Genomic DNA, 22,684 nt, shown 5'->3' on the forward strand with positions numbered 1-22,684 from the left:
ATTTATCCCTTCGTTCCGCCGGATGTCAAACCGGACACAAAGTTCTTTTGGAGAAAGAAGAACAAGATGCAAATCGGCAGAGCTGCAAGAATCGCCCCAGCTGCAAACAGCGCGACTTTTTGCTGCTGCGGATTGGAGATGAATGTCTGCAAACCGACGGCGATGGTCAGGCTTTCCGGCGACCGAAGCAGAAATTTCGCCAGCAGATAGTCGCCGAACGGCCCCATAAACGCCCACAGCGCCTGGACTGCAAGCATCGGTTTCACAAGCGGGAGAACGACCGAAGCAAAGATCCGCAGGTGCCCCGCGCCGTCAATCCGCGCCGCTTCATCGATTTCTCTCGGCACTGTATCAAAGTAGCCCTTCATCAGCCATGTGTTCATCGGAATTCCGCCGCCGATATAGATGGCAGTTAAAAACCAATATTGGTCCAAAGCTCCGATCAGCATGGCCAGGACGTAAAAAGCGGTCAGCGCCGCCATCGTCGGCACCATTTGAATGATCAAAAAGAAAATGAGGCTCTTTTTTCGGCCCGCAAACCGGTAGCGGCTGTACGTATAGCCGGCAAGCGTCACAATCGTCACCTGGAACACCATGACAGACAGCGCGATTACAAGCGTATTCCCGTACCAGTTGAGATAAAGCGTCTCTTCAAACAGCCGCTTAAAGTGGTCCAATGTCCATGCGCCCGAAAAATCGAGTGTAAAAGCCGCTACATTCCCGACCCGAAATGCAGATGATGCCGTGATCAAAAGCGGATAAATAATCACGATGCTTAAAAACGTTAAAAATATATAGGTCGAAACTTTGTTCAACATCCCGGTGAACCGCGTATTTTTGAAAATCCCTCTCATCTACATGACCTCCTCATTGCCGAAGGCATTCGATTTCTTAAAAGCAATCAGGGAAACCCCGATGACAATGAAAGAAATGAGCAGTGTGACAGCAGCCGCCACGGAATACTGCGGCGACGTTCCCGTCGTCAGCTTATAGATCCAGGATATTAAGATGTCGGTTGACCCGGCTCCGGCCCCCGCACTCCCCGGACCGCCCTCATTAAATAAATAGATGATCGAGAAGTTATTGAAATTAAACGTATACTGAGTAATCATCACCGGTGCGGTCGCAAATAAAATCATCGGCAGCGTAATGTGTTTAAAGCGCTGAATAAATGTCGCGCCGTCAATCTTTGCCGCTTCATAAAGCTCTCCGGGAATCGCCTGAAGCACCCCTGTCACCATGACATAAATGTATGGAAAACCGAGCCACGTCTGAATCATAATCAAAGCCGTCTTCGTCCAGAACGGATCGGTCTTCCATGCGACAGCCGGGATATCGACGAACGGAAGCTGGTTCAAAAGCGGGATCACTTGGACGTTCATCGCGCCCGCCGAGTCATTGAAAATGTTGGCAAAGCTCATAATCGTAATAAATGCCGGAACGGCCCACGAAAGCAGGAAGATGATCCGGAACATCCGCTTGCCTTTAATAAAGTTCTGATTGACGATCAGCGCTGTCACGATGCCGAGAACAATTTGCAGCGTCGTCGCACAGATCGTCCAGATGATCGTCCAGCCCAGTACATCGGCGAATGTTTGCCGATACGAGCCAAGGAAAAAGATGTTCATGAAATTTTTAAAGCCGACCCAGTCGATGAGACTGTTAGGCGGAATATGATAAAAATCGTAGTTTGTAAACGCGATAAACAGAGTCACCAGCACCGGAAAAATAATCACAAACACCATCATGAGGTATGCCGGCAGCGTAAATAAATACGGGAACCCTTTGTCACCTGCATTTCTGATCATATCCCCGGCCGTCTCGCTGATTTTCAAACCCGCCGCTTTCATCGCGGCGGTCTTCCGGGCATCATACAGATTAAAGATGTAAAACATCAGAAAAACGAGCGTCAATATCAATTGCAGCGTGCCCTCTATCAACAGAAACAGCGAGTGATCTTCTCCCGGGACAGTCCCCAGTGTCGCGAGGCCGATCAGCGCCTGATAACCGAAAACCGCTAACTCACAAATAAACAAGCCTGTGATGACAAGAAAAAGGATCCCCTTTGAAAACTGCCGGTTTGCAATCTGGCCAGCACCGGGAATAATCGATAACAGCGCTGCCTTCCGGCTCCGTTTTGCAAGTGTTTGGTCTTTGTTCATTTTTTTCGCCCTCTATTCTTCCGGACGCTAAAACCGCCGTTTTATTTCACATACTTTTCTTTAATGTTTTCTTTGATTACGCCGACGGCATCATCCGCTGATTGCTGAGCCGATTTTTTCCCTGCTGCTGCGTCAAATATCAGGCTTTCTGCACCTGTCCACACCTCGGCCATCTCCGGAATGTTTGGAGTCGGCGTCGCCGTTTCGTATTGTGTGATGACCGCCGACGTCAGCTCGCTTTTTTGTTCCCCTGCTTTTTTTCGTGCGGCGAGGTTGGCCGGAACTTCGTTCGTATCTTCATAAAAACGGTAAGCGTTTTCGTCATTTGCGGCATATTGCAGCCACTTTTCAGCAAGCTCCGCCTCTTTCGTATATTTTGAGGCGACCCAGCCTTTTCCGCCTGCAAACGGGGCATATTCTTTTCCGTTTGGCAATGTCGGGATTTTCGCGGCGCCGTAGTTCAAACCGGCTTCTTTATAATTGGAAGCCGACCAGGGGCCTCCGATAACAGCCGCTGCTTTTCCGTCCATAAAGGTCTGCTGAATAAAATCGTCAGCGCTCGTATTGTCCTGCATGCCTTTCGGCCAATATTCACTGAACCATTTCTCGGCGTATTCCACCGCTTCCACGGCTCCCTTGTTGTTCAGACCGATGTCTCCTGAATCCGTGCCTTCAGCTCCGAATACATATCCGCCGTATCCCGCCATTAAACCGTATGACATGTAAAAGTCCGTCCACTTTGCGAGAAAAGCGGTCGATTTTCCTTTTTCCGAAGAAAAAGCGAACCTCTTGTCTTTTGTTAAATCCTCAAGCTCGTTAAAGGTTTTTGGCGGCGCTTTTAACAGGTCTTTGTTGTAATAGAGTACGAGAGTTTCAATAACAAGCGGGATTCCGTAGACTTTTCCGTCAACTGTTACTTGCTGCATTTCTTTGTCTCCGAAGCTTTTAGTATCAGACGGTTTGACTTCCAACAAATGCCCTTGCTGCCCTAAGCCGCCGATACGGTCGTATGCCCCAAGCATGACATCGGGCGCATTGCCTGCCGGGCCGTCAAGAGGAAGCGCTTCAAGCTGATCGAACATTGGCTTTTCAACAATTTTGACTGTCACATCATTCTCTTTTTCAAAACCTTCCTTTATGCTTTCAACGTAAGGTTTATAGACCTCTTCTACAGACACGGTGAGCACTTTTTTCCCGCTGCTGCCCCCCGTTTCCTTTGAACTTGAACAGGCGGCAAGACCGAACAGCAGAACTGACGCCAGCATCGCTATAAATCCTTTTTTTAAATGTTGCATCTTTTTTCCCCCTTCTATCTTAGAATCTGAGACAATTGTAATCCTCGATAGAAAGCGGTTACAATAGTTTAAATTCTGTTAACGGTAACAGAATTTAAACCGCCCCCAAAATGAAAAACCCGCCTGGCTGTATGCCGACCGCATCATCATGATGAAGCGTATCTTCCGACCACGCATCATATATTCTTTTATCGCTTGCAATCTTCAAATCCCGCAATCTGACACGACGCACTTCGCTGCCCTGGTGGAAGAAGTAGATCAGCTCTTTTCCTTCATGCGTTCGGGAAAAACTGACAAAATCGTTTTCGTCGTCAACCAGCCTCCACTCGAGCGCTCCATAAGTCAATACATCATTTTCTTGTTTTCGCAAAGCGATCAGCCGTTTCATAAATGTGAGCATCTCTTGATTCTGTTTCTCTTCTTCCCAAACCATGCACTTCCGGCACAATGGGTCATCCCCGCCGTCCAGCCCGATTTCGGTTCCGTAATAAATGCACGGCGAGCCTGTCTGAGCAAACATAAATGCCAAAAGAGAGCGTACTTTTTTCTCATCTCCTCCGCATCTTGTCAAAATCCGCTTCGTGTCATGGCTGTCCAGCAAATTAAACATCACCTCATTGACCTGCTTCATCCCGCTCATGAGATGCGAATTGATGCGGCTCGCCATTTGCGAAGCTGAAATCGATCCGTCTGCAAAATAGTCAATCATCGGTTCTGTGAACGGGTAGTTCATAACCGAATGAAATTCGTCTCCTCTAAGCCACGGATCAGCCTGATGCCAGATTTCGCCCAATATAAAAATGTCGGGCTTTTCTGCAGTAACGGCTTGACGGAACTTCTTCCAAAACGCATGATCGACTTCATTTGCCACATCCAAACGCCAGCCGTCGATATCAAATTCGCGTATCCAGTACAGCGCGATATCAAGTAAATAAGCCTGAACTTCCGGGTTGGCGGTATTGAGCTTCGGCATCTCGGGCGTAAACGCAAATGTATCGTAGCCGCCTTCTTTAACAGGAAAAGAATGAACATGAAACCAGTCTTTATAACGGGACTTTTCACCGTTTTTGACGACATCCTGCCACTCTCGCGAAGCGCTGCCGATGTGATTAAAAACAGCGTCAAGCATGATCTTCATTCCCCGCTCGTGAAGCCGGCTGACCAGCGTGCGAAAGAGTTCCTCATCGCCAAAATGCGGATCGATCGAGCAATAGTCCAATGTATCGTATTTATGGTTGGAAGGCGCGGCAAAGATCGGCGTCAAATAAATGCCGCCTACCCCCAAGTCTTCCAGATAGTCCAGTTTGTTTATGATCCCCTGCAAATCCCCTCCGAAAAAATCGTCCACCTCGGGGTCCTTGCTTCCCCATGGCAAAGCGTTTTCCGGAGACAAATCCTCTCGGCCGCTGGCAAAGCGCTCCGGAAAAATTTGATACCAGACGGTTGATTTGACCCAGTCAGGTGCATTAAACGTATCTGCCTCATGAACAAACGGAAATTTAAAACAGTACTTGGCCATATCTGCCGCTTTTCCGGCAAACGGACAGGCACCACTGCTTCCGTAAAAAGTGTCTTGACCATCAGCGCCTGTAAGGATAAACCCGTATTGCAGACGCCTGAATGGAGGCGCCACTTCGGCAAACCAGTAATCATGCGTGCTTGTCGCGGCAATTTTCGCCATCGCAAGCTCGTTCGCTTTCCATGTGCCGCCGGTGTGTTCGTAAGGATCTCCCCAAATCAAGCAGACGTGTTCGGCATCATTCTTTTTTGTACGGATTTTGATGTGCAATGTCCTTCCATCGTAAGAATAGGCATCAGAGCTGAAAGGCTGATGATGAATCGCTGCATATTCCATCATGTTTCCCCCTTTTTGGTTGTCCGGCTGTGATAAACCGGCTTTTATTCTGAAATTATCATGACGGCATAACAGGAACAATCATTTTCAGCTTGTTACCGGTAACAGAATGAGACCCTTACAAAGTCGATTCCCGGACAATAAGTTCCGGCTCAAAAAATTGATTGCCTTGCGACGCTCCGTCTTCATTGATTTTTTTCAGCAGGATTCTGGCGCAAGCCTCTCCCATTTCAACAACAGGCTGTCTGATCGTCGTCAGGCGAGGCGAAGCGATCCGGTCGAGAAACACCCCGTCATAGCCGGTAACCGCGACATCTTCCGGAATTTTTTTGCCGAGCAATTGCGCCGCACGGATGACCCCGAGCGCGATGCGGTCGGAAGCGCAAACCACGGCTGCCGGTGCATCAAGGGATGCCAGCACTTCCAGTGCGCGTGCTTCACTTTTTTTCGAACTGTTTTCCATCCGGAAAATCGCCGCTTTTTTCAGACTGCCTTCCATCGCCTGAAGGTAGCCTTTTTCCCTTGACCGTTCAAAGGGTTCATCCAAATCGATTCCAAAAAAGACGACATTGCGGACGCCCAGCCCAATGACGTGGCGTGTTGCCATATAGGTACCTTTTTCATTGTTAACATCAATAAAATCATAGCCCATTTCATTTTGGCCAAATACAACGACAGGCTTTTCAAATACTTTAATCAGCCCTTCAAAATCGGCTTTTCTCAATCCCGTCGCTATAATGCCGTCACACTGGCCGATATTGAGAGATTTCCTTGTGACAAGCTGCAAAGCATAATGGTGACGGTCCAGCTCGCGGCTGATTCCCGTTAACAGGTTCATATAATAAGGTTCAGTCGTATCCATTTCTTCCAGTATGAGCAGCTTGACGACCTGTGTTCTGTTTTGAACGAGCGCTCTTGCTGCATAGTTCGGTATATAATTGAGCTCCTTCATTGCGGAATGAACAAGCTTTTTCAATTCATCCGTCACAGTCTCAGGATGATTGATCACCCGCGATACCGTCATTTTCGATACATTTGCTTTCTTTGCTACATCAGATAACGTTGCCATTTCATCCCCGCCTTACCTATACGATTCAAACTGTCAGCTAGTCCTTCCTGAGGGCTGATGACACCTTGTTAAAATTAATTATAAGATGGAATCAAAGAAATTTTATAAGAAGGAGAAAATAAAAAAACGGATTTCCTTTAGGAAATCCGTCCTATCACTCTTTTCTTCTATCTTTGAACATAGATCGAAACCGATCCGCCGTTTACGTGAAACTCTCCCCAGCCTTCTGCATTGATGACAACAGAATCGGAACGGTTTCCGGTGATGTCATGCCATGTCTCACCGGCGTTTTGCCGGCCGACATACATTCGCTTTGTCCCGCCGGGTCCGTCTGTTATTAACGCCGCCAAACCAGAATTTGCAACCGAGCTGTCGCCTTCCCTCGTCCAGCCGACAATGTCATGATGATCGAAATAATCATGCTGTGCTCCGTACGCATATTGTATTCTCGCTTTTAAGATCGGTTCGATTTTGTGTTTCAGGGCAGGAATTTCGCGCTGCGAGGCTCCTTTCGTCCCGTACATATCCCCGTAGAAAATCTGCGGGTAGCCTGCTTCTCTTGTCAAAATAAAAGCGTAAGCCAGCGGCTTAAACCATGTTTGGACAGTCGACTCAAGCGATTGCCCCGGCTGTGTATCATGGTTATCAACAAACGTAACCGCTTTCACAGGATGCTTGGAAACGACTGTTCCGTTCAGCAATTTCCTCATATCATAGCCGCCTCCCTGTGTCGATGCAGCATGGAACTGGTAATGAAGCGGCACGTCAAACACTGAATGATTAAAGTTTGTTTTGTTCAAATAGTTTTCCAGCGCACCTAAGTCATTCTGCCAATATTCGGCTACCGTAAACATTTCCTTTCCTGTTTTTTCCCTGACATGATTGACCCAATCCCGCAAAAAAGAAAATTTAATGTGTTTGACGGCATCAAGGCGGAATCCGTCCAATTGCAGCTCATTGGCATACCACGTTCCCCATCTCTTTATTTCTGCCGTGACATCAGGATGATCATAATCGATGTCGGCATACATCAAGTAATCATAGTTGCCGTTTTCATTGGAAACTTCCCAATCCCATGCCTTTCCTTGAAACTTATAGATGCGGTTCAGCTTTCGGGACTCGTCCCAATCGGTTCCGTCAAAATGGTACCAATGCCATTTGAAATCGCTGTATGTGCTGCCGCGCCCCGGGAATTGAAAATGTGTCCACGCTTTGATTCGCTGTTCTCCTGATGTTACGCGGTTGCGGTCGGCGGGATCGACTTCAACAGCCGTTACATCTTCGGTCGCATCAGCGCCGCCTTTGTGGTTGATGACTACATCGCCGTAAACGTTGATGTCCCGGGAATGAAGACTGTTGATCGCAGATTGCAGTTCTCCCTTTGTGCCGTACTTTGTCCGAACCGTCCCTTTTTGATGAAACTCCCCTAAATCATACAGATCGTAAGCGCCGTAGCCTACATCGTCTTGACTCGTTCCCTTATATGCCGGGGGAATCCAGACGGCAGTAATACCGTGTTCAGCCAAATATGCCGAGTCATTTTGTAAGCGTTTCCAATGTTGGCCGTCATTTGGCATGTACCACTCAAAATATTGCATCAGCGTCCCATTAAGATTTGCCGCCGCAGCTGCAGAGTGAGGCAGCAAGAAGATGAGCGCAAATAACAGCGGCAGCAATCGGGCATAAAGCCGTTTGTGTTGTTTCATGATTTTCCTCTCCCCTTTCAAAGTGAAACACATGCTATTGTATAAATATTTTGAATTTTTAACAAATATCGTTTTCCCTATATTTTCTTGCAACAGAAAAGCGCCGATATGGCGCTTTCTTCTCATTTATTCAATATCCTCTCTGCTTCTTCACTTCTTCAAGCTGAGATACAGTTACCAATTGATAGCCCTTTGCTTTCAGCTTTTTAATAATCTCTTCCGCCGCTTCTGCGGACGTTGCATAAATATCGTGCATTAAGACGATTTTTCCGTCTCCCGCATGACTCATGACATGATTGACAATCTTTTGTTTATTTCTGTACTTCCAATCTTCCGGATCAACATCCCACAACGAGACCTTCAGATTGGAAAGCGAGCGGACGGAATCATTGATTCCGCCATATGGAGGGCGCAAGTGTGCCGGCTGGTGTCCGCTGATTTTTTCGATCATTTCTTGCGTGTCGTTAATTTCCTGATACGCTTTTTCATTTGACAGCCTTGTCAATAACGGATGGTCCCAGGAATGGTTGCCGACTTCGTTTCCTTCCTTCAGCATCCGTTTTATCGTTTCGGGATAATATTGGGCTCTGCTTCCAAGCACAAAGAAGGTCGCATGCCCTTCATGCTTTTGTAAAGCATTCAATATTTTATTCGTTGTAGCGGGATTCGGGCCGTCATCAAATGTGAGAGCAATCACTTTTTCATCAGGATTTATTTTCGCTTGTTTCGGAAGGGGGACAGGCTCCTGCTCTCGTTTGGCCTGAAGACGGCTCTTTTTCATATCCTGATATTGGTCTTTTAAAATATCTTTTACCCATTCTTTTTTTATTTTTACAGACTGCTCAAGACCGGTTTGTTTTTTCTCAAAATAAAATTCGACTTCATTTTCCAGGAGCGCGAAGCGGCTGAAATGCTCTTCCTGAGGGCTTGTCCCTTCTTTTAATAAAGCCGTGTCGGCAGACGGATTCCGATTTTTCAATTCCTGATAGGCAATGCTTGAAATCCTGTTCAGAAAATCTGAATTTTCTTCGAACAGGTCTTGAAGGGACAGCAGCTTTTTCTGTTTTAAATCGGCGTTAAACGTCTTGACAGACGTTGTACCCGAAACGCCCCCGGCCTCTATGTATTGATTCAGCACCACACTGGCTGCATCTTTTGTGTAATAGACAACCTTATATTTGATGTTCAGTTCAAAAGGCCCGTCTTCATGCTGAGCCTGGGCCTTTGCATTATCCTCTTTAAAACTGGCCAATTCTTGATTCACATAAGCTTTTATTTGTTCATCGATTTCTTTTATGCGAAATACCGGATAGTGGATGGCATACCGCTCTTGTTTGCTGTCGCTGACCATTGATTCGACGCCGAGGCCGGATTGTGCGCCGTCTTTTTTTGGTTGAGGGGGCTCTTGACTGTTGCTTGACACCTTATTGTAAGAGTACCCCGCCAAACCTATTAATATCGTTAAAAAAATCAACATTTTAACCCATCGAAATGATGGTTTGCCAGACATCGCTGCTCACTCTCCTGTTTCATGACTTGCTTTCTCTGTTTCTATTACAAATATTGTTTCTCATACCGGGACTAATATAAAAGCGTCGACGGAAGCTTTATTTCCTGATTTCCGGCCGCATACGGGGCGATATCATACTGCTGAAATACAATTGAAATTCCGCTGCTTGTATAATAGAAAGCCGTGTGTTCATCCAAGCGGATATCGCTCTTTTTAAGATCAGAATAAAACTGTTCCGGATGTTCGTTGATATAGCTGAAAATATAGTTTTTTGCTTTTTCGATTTTTGCCTGATTGTTTAATACGTCAGTCAGCACGACTTGTTTGCGCTTGTCAAAGTCAAAGTTGTAGGATGTAGCGGTGTACATGCCGTGCGCGCCGCCGGAGAACTGATAGTCATAGATTAAAAAACTCAGTTTGCCTTCCTCGTTGTATTTGACTTTGTAGGACGTTTCATAGACGTTCTCCTCGTCCTTATCCTTCTTTTCGGCATCTTTAACGATTTTTTGAAATTCTTTATAAGAGTTTTTTAAATGATGTTTTACCGCTTCGTTGGCCAGCTGGGCATCTTCTTCCTTCAAATCGCTGAATACCGGAAAAGAAAGCGAACTGATGTCTTTGTAATATTCCGTGTGAATCGCGGCTTTTCTATTTTGTGAAGCGTTTATTTGAGATGTTCCTTTATTGATGATGAATAGCAGCGATGCTGTGAGTACAAGGAATCCTAAAATAGCCATCGCTTTTTTCATAAGCATGCTCCTTTGTCAATCTTCTTTTAAACTCGTAACATATCATTTTCTTTTGTAACACAAATGTAATATTTATTTCATATTTGTAATGATACCCACTTTTAAATCCCCCGTCAACTTTTTTGGGTAAAAATTTCTTCTGACGGCAAAAATAAGACACTCTCAATTCCTGAGAGTGTCGTTAACGGAATGATGAATGAGACGTGCGTCTTCACGCTTTTTTTGAGGGGCTGTAAAATGCAGGAAAAACGCAGGCTGCGGTCTTCGTGATCAGTCTGACCGGAGTCTTCATTTTAGCCGTATTGTTTCAGCATGTCGGATAATGTCCGCTTCATCCTTTCGATTAATTCGGAAGGCTTCTGAATAATTGCTTCCCGGCCGAATGAAATGAAATAATCCGCAAAAAAATCAATGTCCTTCGGCGCGATCTCTCCTTTCAGCACGCCGGACCCGTCTTCTTTTACATCCAGCTCAAGGTGCGGCCATTTGAGTGAACCGTGCCGTTCTACTCCTTTTTTTGTCAGCTCCGCGGATAATTCCAATGTCTCCCTTGGCCGGGACACAGCTGAAAAACGGTTCTTTAAATTAAGATCGGTCAAATCGAGCGGGGCCGTATGTTCATCAAGCTCGGCCCGCTTAATCCGGTCACACCTGAAGATGCGGTAGTCTTGTCTTAAAAAACAGTAAGCCGGGCAATACCACTTCCCTTGATTGGCATAGATTCCGATCGGCTGAATGTTTCTCTTGCTTGCTGCACCATTTGCTTCATATTCGATGATCAACACCTTTTGCTGAACTGCCGCTTCAAGCAGCACCTTTAAGACCGGAATGTCGTCTTTTTGCTCATAAGGCGTATAAAAAGCAACGCGATCCTTCATACTGTCAATCGCATCCCGGATGTCTCCTGTAAGGTTCAAATAAAACTTCTTTTTGATGGAGTCGTACTGAGCGTCAAACGGCAGGGATATATAATGCTTCAGCGCATCGATCGCAAAGAAGATGGCGATCGCTTCGTTCTCGCTGAAGGCGATGGGAGGAAGAATCCTTTCATTTAACACTTGATACCCTCCGTGGGGGCCGGTTTCAGAATAGAGGGGCACCCCCATTTCGCTGAGCTCTTGCAAATCCCTTAAAACCGTTCTCTTGGAAACGCCGAATTCCTGCGCCAGCTCCCCGACCGTAAATCGTTTTTTCCGGTTTACCATCATGATCATTTCATTCAATCGTTTCGCTTTAGACATGAAAACCTCCAATCATTTTTTAACCATGACATAAGTTGTCACCATTATAATATACAATCTTCTTAGATCAACAAAAAAAGGAGATGTTCGCTCTATGAAAACGCAATTTACACCTTACATCCTGATGAATGGAAGAGCAAAGGAAGCGATTGATTATTATCGTGATGTACTCGAGGCTGAAGTAAAGTTCAGTCAGACGATTGGCGAAGGCCCCGCAGATGAGGCGGCGAATTTTAAGGATGACGAATTGGATTTCATCGCACACGCCGTTTTGACAATCGGCGACGCCGTCATGATGATCGCCGACATCATTCCTGAACTGCCTTTCCAAAGCGGAAACCAATTGTCCATTTGCGTAACGGCAGCTGACGTTTCTTCGGCCAAGCGGCTGTTCGGCAAGCTGAGCGAGCGGGGCGAGGTCAAGCTTGAGCTGAAGGAGACTTATTTCAGTCCCGCTTACGGCATTGTCACCGATCCGTTCGGCGTTACCTTTCAAATTTTTGCCGCGCGTCCCGCATAAATGAACAAATGAGACATATCAAAAAAGGCCGGGTTTCATGAACCGGCCTTTTTTGCACGGAAAAATTTTCAGGGTTTTTTGGCTAAAAAGCGGTATTTGACCACAAAAATTTAAAAAACTGCGTTTTTTCAAATTCACTTGACAAAGGGCATTTATGGAAACGCCTCTTCTTTTTGGTATAATAAGGGGTAGCAACAGTTCGGTTCTATATAAGGGCGGTCGGCTCACCCTCCATCTCTTGGAGAGAAAGGGGGTGAGCATGTGACAGTATCAGAGGCGTTGCAACTCATGGTCTCTTTCGGCATTCTTGTCGTGGCAATTCTGTCATCGAACGACAAAAAAAAGTAAGATCGCCCTTGATTCCCACACCAAGACGATCTTACTTTTTAATTGGGATCTAAAAATAGAGCCGACTCCTTTTTACGGAGCCTCTCTGTTGCTTCCGGGAGATGTTGCCGCATCTTCCGGTTTTTTTTCAGTTTACGCATTCATCTAAAGATTATTCTGTTTCACACCTTGAATATATCACGATTTCCTTTATTTATCAATATGGATGCGTTTATATAAAAATGGAGTCACGGTCAAATGCGATATGAGAAGATAAATTCCTGATGACAGGATCATCTCGTCAATTTTAACTTCAAAATCGGGAAAAGGCCTTTCTACATCAGAAAGGCCCCTCTTTTTTTACTCCCCGCTTCACATGTGAGGAGAGGTTGACCAATATCCCGGCTGACGTCAGCATGAACATTAACGAAGAACCTCCGTAGCTGACAAACGGAAGAGGAATTCCGGTAATGGGAAGAAGGCCGAAAACAGCGCCCAGGTTAAATAATGCCTGAATCATGATCTGGAAAGTAATGCCGACCGCCAGCAGCTTTCCAAACGGATCATCGATTTGTGCAGCGATCTTAACACCTCTGAACATGATCAACAGGTAGGCCCCGATGATCATCAACAGCCCGACACCGCCGAGTTCTTCACTGATGACCGCCATGATAAAGTCTGTATGGGCTTCAGGAAGAAACCCCAGCTTTTGAACGCTGTTCCCCAATCCATTCCCCCATACCCCGCCCGAATCAATGGCAAGGTAGGAATTGATCAACTGGTAGCCGTCTCCGTTTTCATTTTGAAAAGGATCGCTGAACGATGTCAGCCTTTTTAACCGGTACGACGCTGTCATAGCAAAATATGCGATGCCCGCCCCTGCCATTGTTCCGAGAAGCAGCAAGTGCCGTATTCTAAGGCCGGCGCACAACAGAACCGCTCCGCAGCTTAACAGGATCGAAACAGCGGTGCCCAAGTCGGGCTGTTTTAAAATCAAAAAAAACACAGCGGCCAAAATGATCAGCGGCGGCATGACGCCCTTTCCAAAATCGGCGATGTATCTCTGCTTTTTTGCATACACATAGGCGAAATAAATAACCATCACAAGCTTCACAGCCTCGGACGGCTGGATCATGAGCGAACCGAGTTGAATCCACCTTTGAGAATTGTTTTTCTCCATCCCGATTCCCGGCAGCAAAACGAGAATCAGCAGCAAAAAAGAAAGCTTCACCAAAAAACGGATGAGTTTGCTGTAAGCTTTGTAAGGGAAAAAGACGGCAGCCGAAAAAAAGGTCAAACCGATGAGCAGCCACTGCAGCTGCTTCATAAAAAAATAGCTGCCATCATGATACTTCATATATCCGAGGGGGTAGCCGGCACTGTATACCATCAGCAAGCCAAACGAGGATAAAAACAGAACCGAAGCAATCAATACATAATCCAGTTTCTTTAGATGGGAAAGAATCATTTTGTGCACCTTCATCCCCAGTCATTCCCAAACATGTAATGTTTAGATCTGATATTCACACTGAAAACGAGACCTAAGGCGATCATGTTGGTCAGCAGCGCGCTGCCGCCATAGCTGATAAACGGAAGAGCGAGCCCTGTGATCGGCATTAACCCGATCGTCATCCCGATATTTTGGAACACTTGGAATACAATCAACCCCGCAACCCCCGCACATATATAAAGACCGAACAGACTGTTGGACGAAATCGCGATCCTGATGATTCTGTAGATCATCAGAAAATAGAGACAGACTAATGTGACGGCACCCAAAAAGCCGAATTCTTCACCAATCACGGCGAAAATAAAATCGGTATGAGCCTCCGGAATCTTCCCTCCCTGCACTTGGGTTCCATGAGTAAAGCCGCTTCCTGACATCTGGCCCGATCCGATCCCCAATAACGCCTGCGTCAGCTGGTATCCATATGTAGAAGCATGTTCATGAGGACTGAGCCAGCCGTATATCCGGTCAAGCTGGTGAGGCTTAATTATCTTTGAAAAAATCTCAAAGTAATGATTGTGCAAATACGTCAAAAAGGCGACCAATCCCATGAATCCAAGCGACAAGGACATGATCATTCTCCCCGAAATCCCCGAGACAAGCATCAACGTGAATGCGATCGACAAAATCACCAATGCGGACCCTAAATCAGGCTGTACCAATATGAAGAAAAACGGAATCACCGTGTACACCATGATTTTCCCCGTCGGTATGATGCTCTCCGTGAAGGAGAACCTTTTATGCTGAAATTGGTTGAGTATCGAAGCCAACAGAAGAATCAAAATGATCTTCATAAATTCTGAAGGCTGGATTTCGATGACTCCGAAGCTGATCCACCTTTGCGAACCATTTTTATAAGTTCCAAAAAAATGAACGAGAATCAGAAGAAAAACGGCTCCCGCAAATAAACGAAGCGCCAATCGTTCTAGCAGCTCATAGTCGATGTAGGCCGTTCCCGCCATGACGCCAAACCCGACAAGATACCAAAAAACCTGCCGTTTCGCAAAATAAAAAGGGTCCTGTGTTTCATACTGGCCGGACCCGCTGTAAACGGCCAGCAGACTGATGATAAACAAACAAAATAGAATGAGCAGAAGGCTGATGTCAATGTTGATAGGCTTTCTTTTCATCTGTAACATGCTCCATCATGATTTATGTGACAGCTGGTTGAAAACGAATTGAACCGCTGCGGCATCATCAATATAGCCGATTGGAAAAATATAATCCGGTATGACATCAACAGAAACGATGAAATACAGCAAAGCGCCGCCCATCAGCAGCAATTCACGCGGCGTCCCCCGCCCTGAGGTAAATCGTCTGTACATGTCGTGCAAACGGGTCAGAAAAGGACCAACGCCGGCGACTTTCTCGACTTTGGATTCAAACTCAGCCAGAATGGTACGCTTTCCTTCCTCCGTCTGGGAATATTGTTCGTACTCATTCAATTTGTTTTTCAGTTCTTCCGTGGTAAAGGACCGATCATAGACATTTGAGGTTTGCAAAACATCTTCAATTTCGGCAACTGACGAGTGAATATCCTGACGTTCGCTTTCCCTCGTCTTCTCGATCGCATAGCCGGCCGCTGTCATCATCTCATCAAAAGAAACGCCGAGACTTTCTGAAAACCTTTGCAAATGGTTCAGGTTTGCTTTTCTTTTGCCATTGATGATTCTTGAGATGGTCGCTTTATCGATTTGAGTGCGTTCGCTCAATTCTCTTAAAGATAATGATCTTTTTCGCAAATGCTCTTTCAGCAGCGCCCCCAGCTGATTTTTCTTTTGTTCATCCACGAGCCTTTCTCCTCTCACACTAAAAATGTATCAATCTATCAGCCAAAAGGCCAAGTCGGTATAAATATATAGAACCGTTGTCAAAATGTCAACAAATAACCATAGACATCTGTTTTATCTCACTTATTCCACCCTATAATCGTTGACAAATAAACAAAAAAAGAGCGAGTCAAAACTCACTCCTTATCCGATATCAATCCAAACCCGTTTTAACGCCAAACCCGACAAGCACCAGCCCCGCGGCTTTTTGAAAGACCTTCTGGAATTTCACGCTTCTCAGCCATTTTTTTGCGAAATCGATCAAATATACGAGGATGAGGAACCAAAACACAGCAAGAAAGGTAAGGATTAAAGCGAGGATGATCAACTGCTGGTTGACGCTTTCTCTTAAATTAATAAATTGAGGCATAATCGTGATATAAACCAAAACAGTTTTCGGATTCAGAACGTTGCTGAACAATCCTTGCATAAACGAATCCTTATAATGCCGGCTTGATGCGTTTTCGGTTTTGTTCTTCTCGGCTTGTATGTCCTCCAAAGAAAACATTTTTTTCGCGAAAAAGCTTTTAATGCCTAAATATATTAAATAGGCCGCCCCCAAGTATTTGATCGTATTGAACAGAATCACCGATTTCGCAATCACCACCGCTAAGCCGAGAACGGCAATCAGCGTCCAGAAAGAAAGCCCTGTCGCCAAACCGAGAACATTGCAGCGCCCGGCGTTCGGCCCGTAGCGAAGCGTGTTTTTCACCACAAGCATCGTATCTGCTCCTGGTATCACCACCATCATGGCGGCAATCGATATGTATGACAGCAGGCTATCCATCAGATGTCTCCCCCCATACTGGTTTTATATAGTGACTACTTTAGTAACCACTTATTAAAAAGTGTATCAGCGGACTTGAAATAAATCAATACATCCAGCAAAATATGAGTGACAAAGGTAGCGACTCTTGTTGAAGCTGGAGGGCTTATGAAGGAAAACATATTAGACGTACTGAAAAACCTGAATTTCACCGAGTATGAGTCGAAAGCATACTTGGCGCTTTTGGAAGAATCGCCGCTGACAGGCTATGCGGTGGCAAAAAAATCGGGTGTTCCCCGGTCGAAAATATACGAAGTGCTGGAGAGCCTCGTGATCCGCGGCGATATCTTTGTCAGCTACGGCGGCACACCGCAGTACATCCCCGTTCCCGCCAAGGAACTGATTAAAAACCGGCGGCTGAAAGCGGAAGAGACTTTTGAACAGGCAGAAAAATATTTCGAGAAGTTTGAGCGCACTGCAAATGACCGGGAAAATATTTGGAACATCACCGGACGAAGCGAGATTATCGATAAAGTAAAGGCTTGTATATCATCAGCCGGAAAAAGGATTCTCCTCGAAATTTGGAAAGAGGATTTTCCTGAATTGGAGCCGGAACTCAAGCAGGCCGCAAAAAAAGGCGTCATCGTCACCATCATTGCGTACGGCGACATTGAAGCTGATTTCGCCAATGTCTATCTCCATGACAGCAGCACGCAAATTACAGAAGAGTACGACGGACGCTGGCTTGTATTCAGCGTCGACGATTCGGAAGTCGTGGCCGGCATTGTCTCGCACGGGAAAGACAGCCGCGCAGCCTGGACGATGCATGTAGGCTTGGTGATGCCGATTACCGAAGTGATGATTCATGATCTGTATCTGATGGAAATCATGAAGAAGCACAGAGAGGTATTGGAGGAAAGTTTCGGCGAAAACCTGATCCATTTGCGCCGAAAATTTTCGATTCATCCGGATTTCAAAAAGCATTATATGAAATAAAAGGCCCGCGCAAAGAAAGCGCGGGCCTTTTATAATTATGATCTTTCGGTTGCCTCCCAGCGGGATACTTCTTCCCTGACGAGCGGCGCCGTTTTTGTTCCAAAAAGTTCAATCGCCTTCATGACATCTTCGTGCGGCATCGAACCGACCGGAACGTGAAGCAAAAAGCGGGTGATCCCGACATTCTTGCGCAGGTGAATAATTTTTTCCGCCACCGTCTCGGGATCGCCTACATAGAGCGCCCCTTCAAAGCTTCTGGCTGCATCGAAGCTCGACCGGCTGTACGGCCCCCAGCCCCGCTCCCTCGCAAGTGTATTCATAGCCTGCTGGGTGGAAGGGAAAAACCGATCGGCGGCCGTCTCGGTATCCTCCGCAATAAAGCCGTGGGAATGGGAAGCGACTGTCAGCTTTGAGGCATCATGCCCTGCATGTTCCGCCGCTTTGTAATAAAGCTCAACAAGCGGGGCGAAATGCTGCGGACTCCCCCCGATAATCGCGAGAACCAGCGGCAGGCCGAGCAGGCCGGCGCGCACGACGGATTCCTGGTTTCCGCCGCTTCCGATCCATACGGGCAGCGGATTCTGCACAGGGCGCGGGTACACGCCTGTATTTTGAATAGCCGGACGATGTTTGCCGCTCCATGTGACCCTTTCCGACTTTTGCAGCTCGAGCAGCAGATCAAGCTTTTCTTCAAAGAGCTCATTATAATCATCTAAATCATATCCAAACAGCGGAAAGGATTCGATGAAAGACCCTCGGCCCGCCATGATTTCCGCCCTGCCGTTTGAAATCCCGTCGAGCGTCGCAAAATCCTGAAAAACACGGACGGGATCAGCCGACGACAGCACGGTGACCGCGCTCGTTAATCTGATGTGCTTCGTCTGTGCAGCCGCTGCGGCCAGGACGACGGCAGGAGAAGAAGCTGCGTAATCTTGACGATGATGCTCTCCAACTCCGAATACATCCAAGCCCACCTGATCGGCAAGGACGATCTCCTCCACTACTTCGCGCAGCCGCTCCGCATGGCTAATGGCTTTTCCGGTTTTGATATCAGGGGTCGTTTCTACAAAGGTGCTGATGCCTAATTCCATGTCGCTTTTCCTCCACATTGTATCCTTTAATTATTCTGTACATCGTTGATTGATGTATGCCGTATTCTTTTCACCCGGCACTCACATTGTTATATATAGAATACGGCGGGCGTTCTGATCATGCAATTGATCCGACTTGTGAATCAGGATCAGCTTCTGCTCCATTTGTTTTCCAGCTTGGTCTGCCGGCAATCATGCCGGTCTGGTATTCATGCATTCACAAAGAAGATACCAGCTTACACAAGTTTCTGCCCGCAGTTCGGACAGAAGTTGGCTTCCCCCGTTTTCGTTCCACAGTTTGGACAGAAGTTCGGCTTTGTCCCTGCCTGCGGCGTGCTTTGGGGCGTTGGTGTCTGCGCCTGCTGATTTTGGTTCATCTGATTCATCATTTGGTTCGCTACGTTCATCCCCATCATCATGCCGGCCATATCGGATGCGGCACTGCCGCCTGTCATCTTTCCTGACGCCATGCCGTCTGTCATGGAGATCTGCTGATATCTGTTCAGATCGCCAACCATGCCGTGGGAAGCGTTCTTCGTGATCATGTCCTGGATTTCTTTCGGATAATTGAAACTCATGATGTTAAAGCCTGTAACCGTCATGCCGTCGCTGACAATCTCCATATCAAGGTCTTCCTTGATCCCTTTTGCGATATCAAAGGCGTTGGCTTGAAGGTTGAACATATCTTTTCCTTCTTTTGTGATCCACTTCATCAAAAGCTGATCAAGGATAGATGTGATCCGTATTTTGATATCTTCCACAACATACTGATCTTTCACACCGGCAATTTTATCGATTAATGCGACATAATCATTCACCTTAAAATTAAATGTGCCGTTCGCTCTGATCGGCATGCCGCCCGGTAGTCCTGCAGCCGGGATATTGATGGCATTCTTCGTCCCCCATTTGACGGTAAACTCCTTCGTATTGACAAACAGGACTTCGGCGCGTATCCCGCTGTTAAAGCCAAATTTAAAACCTTTTAAAGTAGATAAAAAAGGAATAATTTCAGATTCGATATCATAGTCGCCTTCATCTTGGAATATGCCTTCAATTTTTCCATTGTTTAAAAAGACGGCATCCTGACCGGGACGAATGATCAGCCGGCTCCCCTTTTTGATTTCGCGGTTGTTCCATTTGTAGAAAATCATATCATCGCGAAATTCATCCCACTCTACTACATTTGCAAATTGATTTTTAAAAAACACCATTTGAGCTCTTCCTTTCCCTTTCTAAAAGCTTCCCCGGCTGCCGCTGTGCGAATGTCCTCCGCTCGTCGTTCCGCCGCCTGAGCTTTTATTATTGGACGGTTTTCTTTGATTTGTGACGGTCGTTCTGATGTACTCGTCATTCTTTCTGATCACTCCGGAAGTATCACCGTTCATATACGTGTTTGCACTTACGGTCACTCTGCCGCCTGAATTGTATTTCATAATGGCGACGGCAATTCCCGCGATGACTGCTGACACAAGCAATTGAAACCATGTCTTAAAAAAGATGCTGTCCGCCCATGGTTTCTTCTCCATATCATCATACGCCGCCTTCATAAACATTTCGAATGCGGCCTCATAATGATTGCCAGATATATCCGGCGTGATTTTTTCTCTAATTTTGTCCAGTCTGGCGTCATTCAAATATTCTTCAGCCTTTTTAAAGCCGGCAAGATAGACTTCTCTATGCTCCATATCAACCGTTAACACAGCTGCGTTTCCATGCTTCTTCTGATAGCCGGGCGCTTTTTCGTCATAGAAGTCCTCCGCATATTTCTTTACATCGCGGCCATTCGTATCATCGGTCGTCACAATGATAAAGTCGGTTTCCCGTTCGGCTCCCAATTTGGCTGCCAGCGTCTCCAGCTTCTCGATTTCCTGTTTGGTCAGAAGCCCGGCTTCATCATAAACATACCGCTTCTGTTCAGAGGCTGCCGCACCGGAGGCTATAGGGATGAAGACAAGGAAAATCATACATAGGATCATTGCGCTTCTCAATAAATTTCTCATCATGCCCCGCCTCCCATCACAGCAGCGATGATTTTCCAGACCGCAAATATGGAGACAGCCAGTCCGCTAAACCACATCTTTTCTTTAAATGAGCTGATCGGCGGCTTGCCGACGACTTTTCCCGTTTGTCCGTTCATCGCAAAAATGTAATCCTTTTGTTTGTAGTTGTAATTGACCATCCAGACGGGCAAAAGCACATAAAAGCTTTTCATTTTTTGCGTATCGACGTGTTTCGTTTTCACATCGACGGAGCTGTATCCGGATAAGGTGGAATCGATATATGACTCGATGTAGCCGCTGATTTTGCTTTTCGCCCGCGGAAAAAGCTCTTCATCATCGTAATTATATTTTTCAGCGATGTAGCCTGCCAAATAGGCGGTTTTAAAATCTTTCAGCTGATCATACGGATAAGGCTCCAATTTGTCCATCAATTCATCGTTCATCTTTTCTGATGCATCCACCGGGACTTTGATGTAGTCGAGATTGATATCGCGAAACGCATCATAATGTTCGGTCTTCGTATAGATGTAGTCGCCCTGTGTATACCTATGTACCTTTGTGCAGCGGGCGCTGACCTGCACTTTGCTGTTTAAATCGTACATCCAGAAAGGAACGTACATGCCTGTGATGCTTTTAATCCGGTCCGCCGACATAAAGCCCTTTGGTGTTAACAGCCCTTTTCTGCACCACTTGCGAAACGCGTCTGCCGCTTCCTCTTTGCTGATCGTAAAAGGAATGACCTTTGCCGGGGCAAGGTTTCCGGACAGGCGGTCGGCGATCACTGCCGCTCCCCCGCAAAAGCTGCAGGAGGTAGCCGTCGTTTCTTTTTCAGTGATCAAAATAGCGCCGCAGTTTTGGCAATGATATTCTGTTGCTTCGTCTTCAGTAAATCTCGCTGTTTTTAATTCTTCCGGAATGTTTTCAATCTTGTCCTGTCTCCCGCAGCTCCGGCAGGCCAGCGTGCCGGATTCAGCGTCAAAGGCCATGTCATCCCCGCAGCCCGGACATTTATAAGAAATCACCATGTCTCTTAACCTCTCACTTTATTCATTTCAAATTGTTATGACTTTTGACCCGCCATTTTTGCTTTCAGTGCGGCAAGCGCATCATCCACACCAGAGGGGCTATCATATTTAGCTTTCAGGTCTTCTACGTCATCTTGAGGAGCGGCGTTCAGTTCAGCCATCGCATTCGCTTCATCAAGCGCCCGGTTGGCCTTTTCTTCCATTCTGCCAAAAGCGGACATTGAATGGTTGGCATTCGCTGCAGATGCACCGAGTTTATTCATTCTTTCCTGTGTTTTCGCCGCTGTCCATTTCGCTTTGATCGCGGCCCGACGCGCTTCAAGCTCTCCGATATCAGAAACAAGCTTATCGTGCATTTTTTTCATTTGAAGCGCATTGGATGACGCCGTTTGTAATGCAGTTTCTAATTCGGACCCCTTCGTTTCCAGCACCGCTTTCTTTTCTAAAAATGTTCGGGCATCCGCCTCGCTGCCGGCTTCCAATGCCTTCATTGCATAGCGCTCAAGCTTGTCGATTTCCGCCCGGCAATCCGCCAGTTCTCTTTTTGCCCTTTGCTCGGCCGCCATGACAGACGCCGTTTCCGCCTTTACTTTGTTTAAGTCGCTGTTTAAGTTCCTGACGTACTGATCCACCATTTTTTCCGGGTCCTCTGCTTTATCAAGCAAAGCGTTAATATTGCTGGCCATAATGTCTTTGAACCTGCTTAATATACTCATCTAAAAACTCCTCCTTATAGTAAAATATACTTAGTTTAAATATACTATTTTTCCAGAGGAAAAGTTTCGGTTTTTTAATAAAAAATTGATATAATGGCAGTTTTTCGAGAAAAATTTTCAAACAAAAACAAAAATATTCAGACGGAATATTCTGATTTATATGTTGATTTATTTTTGATTTCGGAATAAAGTAATACTATATGAAAAACATTCGGAACAGCATGCAAGCTGGAACGGATGCAGGGTCGGTATCACCAGAAAATGACAGCGCTTACATATTCGCGTGACTCACGAAAGAAAAATCCAGCATTCAACGCATC

The 22,684-nt window shown here is 46.3% G+C and carries 21 protein-coding genes; 3 read left to right on the top strand and 18 right to left on the bottom strand.

All coding sequences use genetic code 11. The features are described from left to right. Positions 1–2: 2 nt before the first annotated feature. From ACVC9U_RS16105 to ACVC9U_RS16145, 9 genes are all read right to left on the bottom strand, one after another. Positions 3–854 (bottom strand): sugar ABC transporter permease, encoded by an 852-nt coding sequence (locus ACVC9U_RS16105; protein ID WP_075755258.1) that lies wholly within the window; start codon positions 852–854, stop codon positions 3–5. Continuing rightward, a complete protein-coding gene (locus tag ACVC9U_RS16110) occupies positions 855–2,162 on the bottom strand; it encodes a carbohydrate ABC transporter permease (protein WP_441391291.1) in 1,308 nt (435 codons plus the stop codon). It lies immediately after the preceding gene. A 41-nt stretch (positions 2,163–2,203) separates the two neighbouring features. Beyond that, entirely contained in the window at positions 2,204–3,457 is a 1,254-nt protein-coding gene (locus ACVC9U_RS16115; RefSeq protein WP_075755255.1) for an extracellular solute-binding protein, read from the bottom strand. Positions 3,458–3,551: 94 nt separating this feature from the next. Continuing rightward, positions 3,552–5,315, bottom strand: a complete 1,764-nt coding sequence (locus ACVC9U_RS16120) for a glycoside hydrolase family 13 protein (protein ID WP_441391292.1) — start codon at positions 5,313–5,315, stop codon at positions 3,552–3,554. 115 nt (positions 5,316–5,430) lie between these two features. Next, positions 5,431–6,381, bottom strand: a complete 951-nt coding sequence (locus ACVC9U_RS16125; protein WP_025810299.1) for a LacI family DNA-binding transcriptional regulator — start codon at positions 6,379–6,381, stop codon at positions 5,431–5,433. Positions 6,382–6,548: 167 nt separating this feature from the next. Continuing rightward, positions 6,549–8,087 carry an alpha-amylase gene (gene amyS / locus ACVC9U_RS16130; RefSeq protein ID WP_025811956.1) on the bottom strand — a complete coding sequence of 513 codons (1,539 nt, stop codon included), beginning with the start codon at positions 8,085–8,087 and terminating at the stop codon, positions 6,549–6,551. Between the two features lie 130 nt (positions 8,088–8,217). After that, positions 8,218–9,597, bottom strand: a complete 1,380-nt coding sequence (locus ACVC9U_RS16135) for a polysaccharide deacetylase family protein (protein ID WP_441391293.1) — start codon at positions 9,595–9,597, stop codon at positions 8,218–8,220. A 71-nt stretch (positions 9,598–9,668) separates the two neighbouring features. Next, the gene (locus ACVC9U_RS16140) at positions 9,669–10,346 is read right to left on the bottom strand and encodes a DUF3298 and DUF4163 domain-containing protein (RefSeq protein ID WP_035337087.1); all 678 of its coding nucleotides are present in this window, start codon (positions 10,344–10,346) and stop codon (positions 9,669–9,671) included. Positions 10,347–10,639: 293 nt separating this feature from the next. Further along, positions 10,640–11,587 carry a helix-turn-helix transcriptional regulator gene (locus tag ACVC9U_RS16145; protein ID WP_080131263.1) on the bottom strand — a complete coding sequence of 316 codons (948 nt, stop codon included), beginning with the start codon at positions 11,585–11,587 and terminating at the stop codon, positions 10,640–10,642. A 94-nt stretch (positions 11,588–11,681) separates the two neighbouring features. Between ACVC9U_RS16145 and ACVC9U_RS16150 the strand changes: the two genes are divergently transcribed. Together ACVC9U_RS16150 and ACVC9U_RS16155 are read left to right on the top strand one after the other, a co-directional pair. Continuing rightward, the gene (locus ACVC9U_RS16150) at positions 11,682–12,107 is read left to right on the top strand and encodes a VOC family protein (protein ID WP_023855557.1); all 426 of its coding nucleotides are present in this window, start codon (positions 11,682–11,684) and stop codon (positions 12,105–12,107) included. Positions 12,108–12,368: 261 nt separating this feature from the next. Further along, positions 12,369–12,455 carry a putative holin-like toxin gene (locus ACVC9U_RS16155; protein WP_003179417.1) on the top strand — a complete coding sequence of 29 codons (87 nt, stop codon included), beginning with the start codon at positions 12,369–12,371 and terminating at the stop codon, positions 12,453–12,455. 319 nt (positions 12,456–12,774) lie between these two features. Here the strand turns inward: ACVC9U_RS16155 and ftsW are convergent, their stop codons facing one another. From ftsW to ACVC9U_RS16175, 4 genes are all read right to left on the bottom strand, one after another. Then, positions 12,775–13,917, bottom strand: coding sequence for a putative lipid II flippase FtsW (ftsW, locus tag ACVC9U_RS16160; protein WP_035337089.1), 1,143 nt, complete (start codon positions 13,915–13,917; stop codon positions 12,775–12,777). Then, entirely contained in the window at positions 13,914–15,071 is a 1,158-nt protein-coding gene (gene rodA / locus ACVC9U_RS16165) for a rod shape-determining protein RodA (protein ID WP_065643587.1), read from the bottom strand. The genes ftsW and rodA overlap by 4 nt, the downstream gene beginning before the upstream one ends. Before the next feature lie 15 nt (positions 15,072–15,086). Further along, positions 15,087–15,731: a helix-turn-helix domain-containing protein gene (locus ACVC9U_RS16170; RefSeq protein WP_441391294.1), complete on the bottom strand. Its 645-nt coding sequence runs from the start codon at positions 15,729–15,731 to the stop codon at positions 15,087–15,089. Between the two features lie 193 nt (positions 15,732–15,924). Further along, entirely contained in the window at positions 15,925–16,557 is a 633-nt protein-coding gene (locus ACVC9U_RS16175) for a homoserine/threonine efflux transporter (RefSeq protein WP_020450387.1), read from the bottom strand. A 147-nt stretch (positions 16,558–16,704) separates the two neighbouring features. On the opposite strand from ACVC9U_RS16175, the gene ACVC9U_RS16180 reads away from it, so the two are divergent. After that, on the top strand, positions 16,705–17,532 hold the full coding sequence (locus ACVC9U_RS16180; RefSeq protein ID WP_020450386.1) for a TrmB family transcriptional regulator: 828 nt from the start codon (positions 16,705–16,707) through the stop codon (positions 17,530–17,532). A gap of 35 nt (positions 17,533–17,567) precedes the next feature. Here ACVC9U_RS16180 and ACVC9U_RS16185 read toward each other — a convergent pair whose 3' ends face one another. From ACVC9U_RS16185 to ACVC9U_RS16205, 5 genes are all read right to left on the bottom strand, one after another. Next, positions 17,568–18,623, bottom strand: coding sequence for an LLM class flavin-dependent oxidoreductase (locus ACVC9U_RS16185; protein ID WP_065643585.1), 1,056 nt, complete (start codon positions 18,621–18,623; stop codon positions 17,568–17,570). Positions 18,624–18,859: 236 nt separating this feature from the next. Further along, positions 18,860–19,834, bottom strand: coding sequence for an SPFH domain-containing protein (locus ACVC9U_RS16190; protein WP_065643584.1), 975 nt, complete (start codon positions 19,832–19,834; stop codon positions 18,860–18,862). Positions 19,835–19,855: 21 nt separating this feature from the next. Then, a complete protein-coding gene (locus ACVC9U_RS16195; protein ID WP_441391295.1) occupies positions 19,856–20,623 on the bottom strand; it encodes a TPM domain-containing protein in 768 nt (255 codons plus the stop codon). Further along, positions 20,623–21,648: a TFIIB-type zinc ribbon-containing protein gene (locus ACVC9U_RS16200; RefSeq protein ID WP_026578964.1), complete on the bottom strand. Its 1,026-nt coding sequence runs from the start codon at positions 21,646–21,648 to the stop codon at positions 20,623–20,625. The genes ACVC9U_RS16195 and ACVC9U_RS16200 overlap by 1 nt, the downstream gene beginning before the upstream one ends. A 35-nt stretch (positions 21,649–21,683) precedes the next feature. Then, positions 21,684–22,364 (bottom strand): PspA/IM30 family protein, encoded by a 681-nt coding sequence (locus ACVC9U_RS16205; protein WP_039073312.1) that lies wholly within the window; start codon positions 22,362–22,364, stop codon positions 21,684–21,686. Positions 22,365–22,684 lie beyond the last annotated feature (320 nt).

It is taken from the genome of Bacillus sp. GM2, assembly GCF_056155945.1.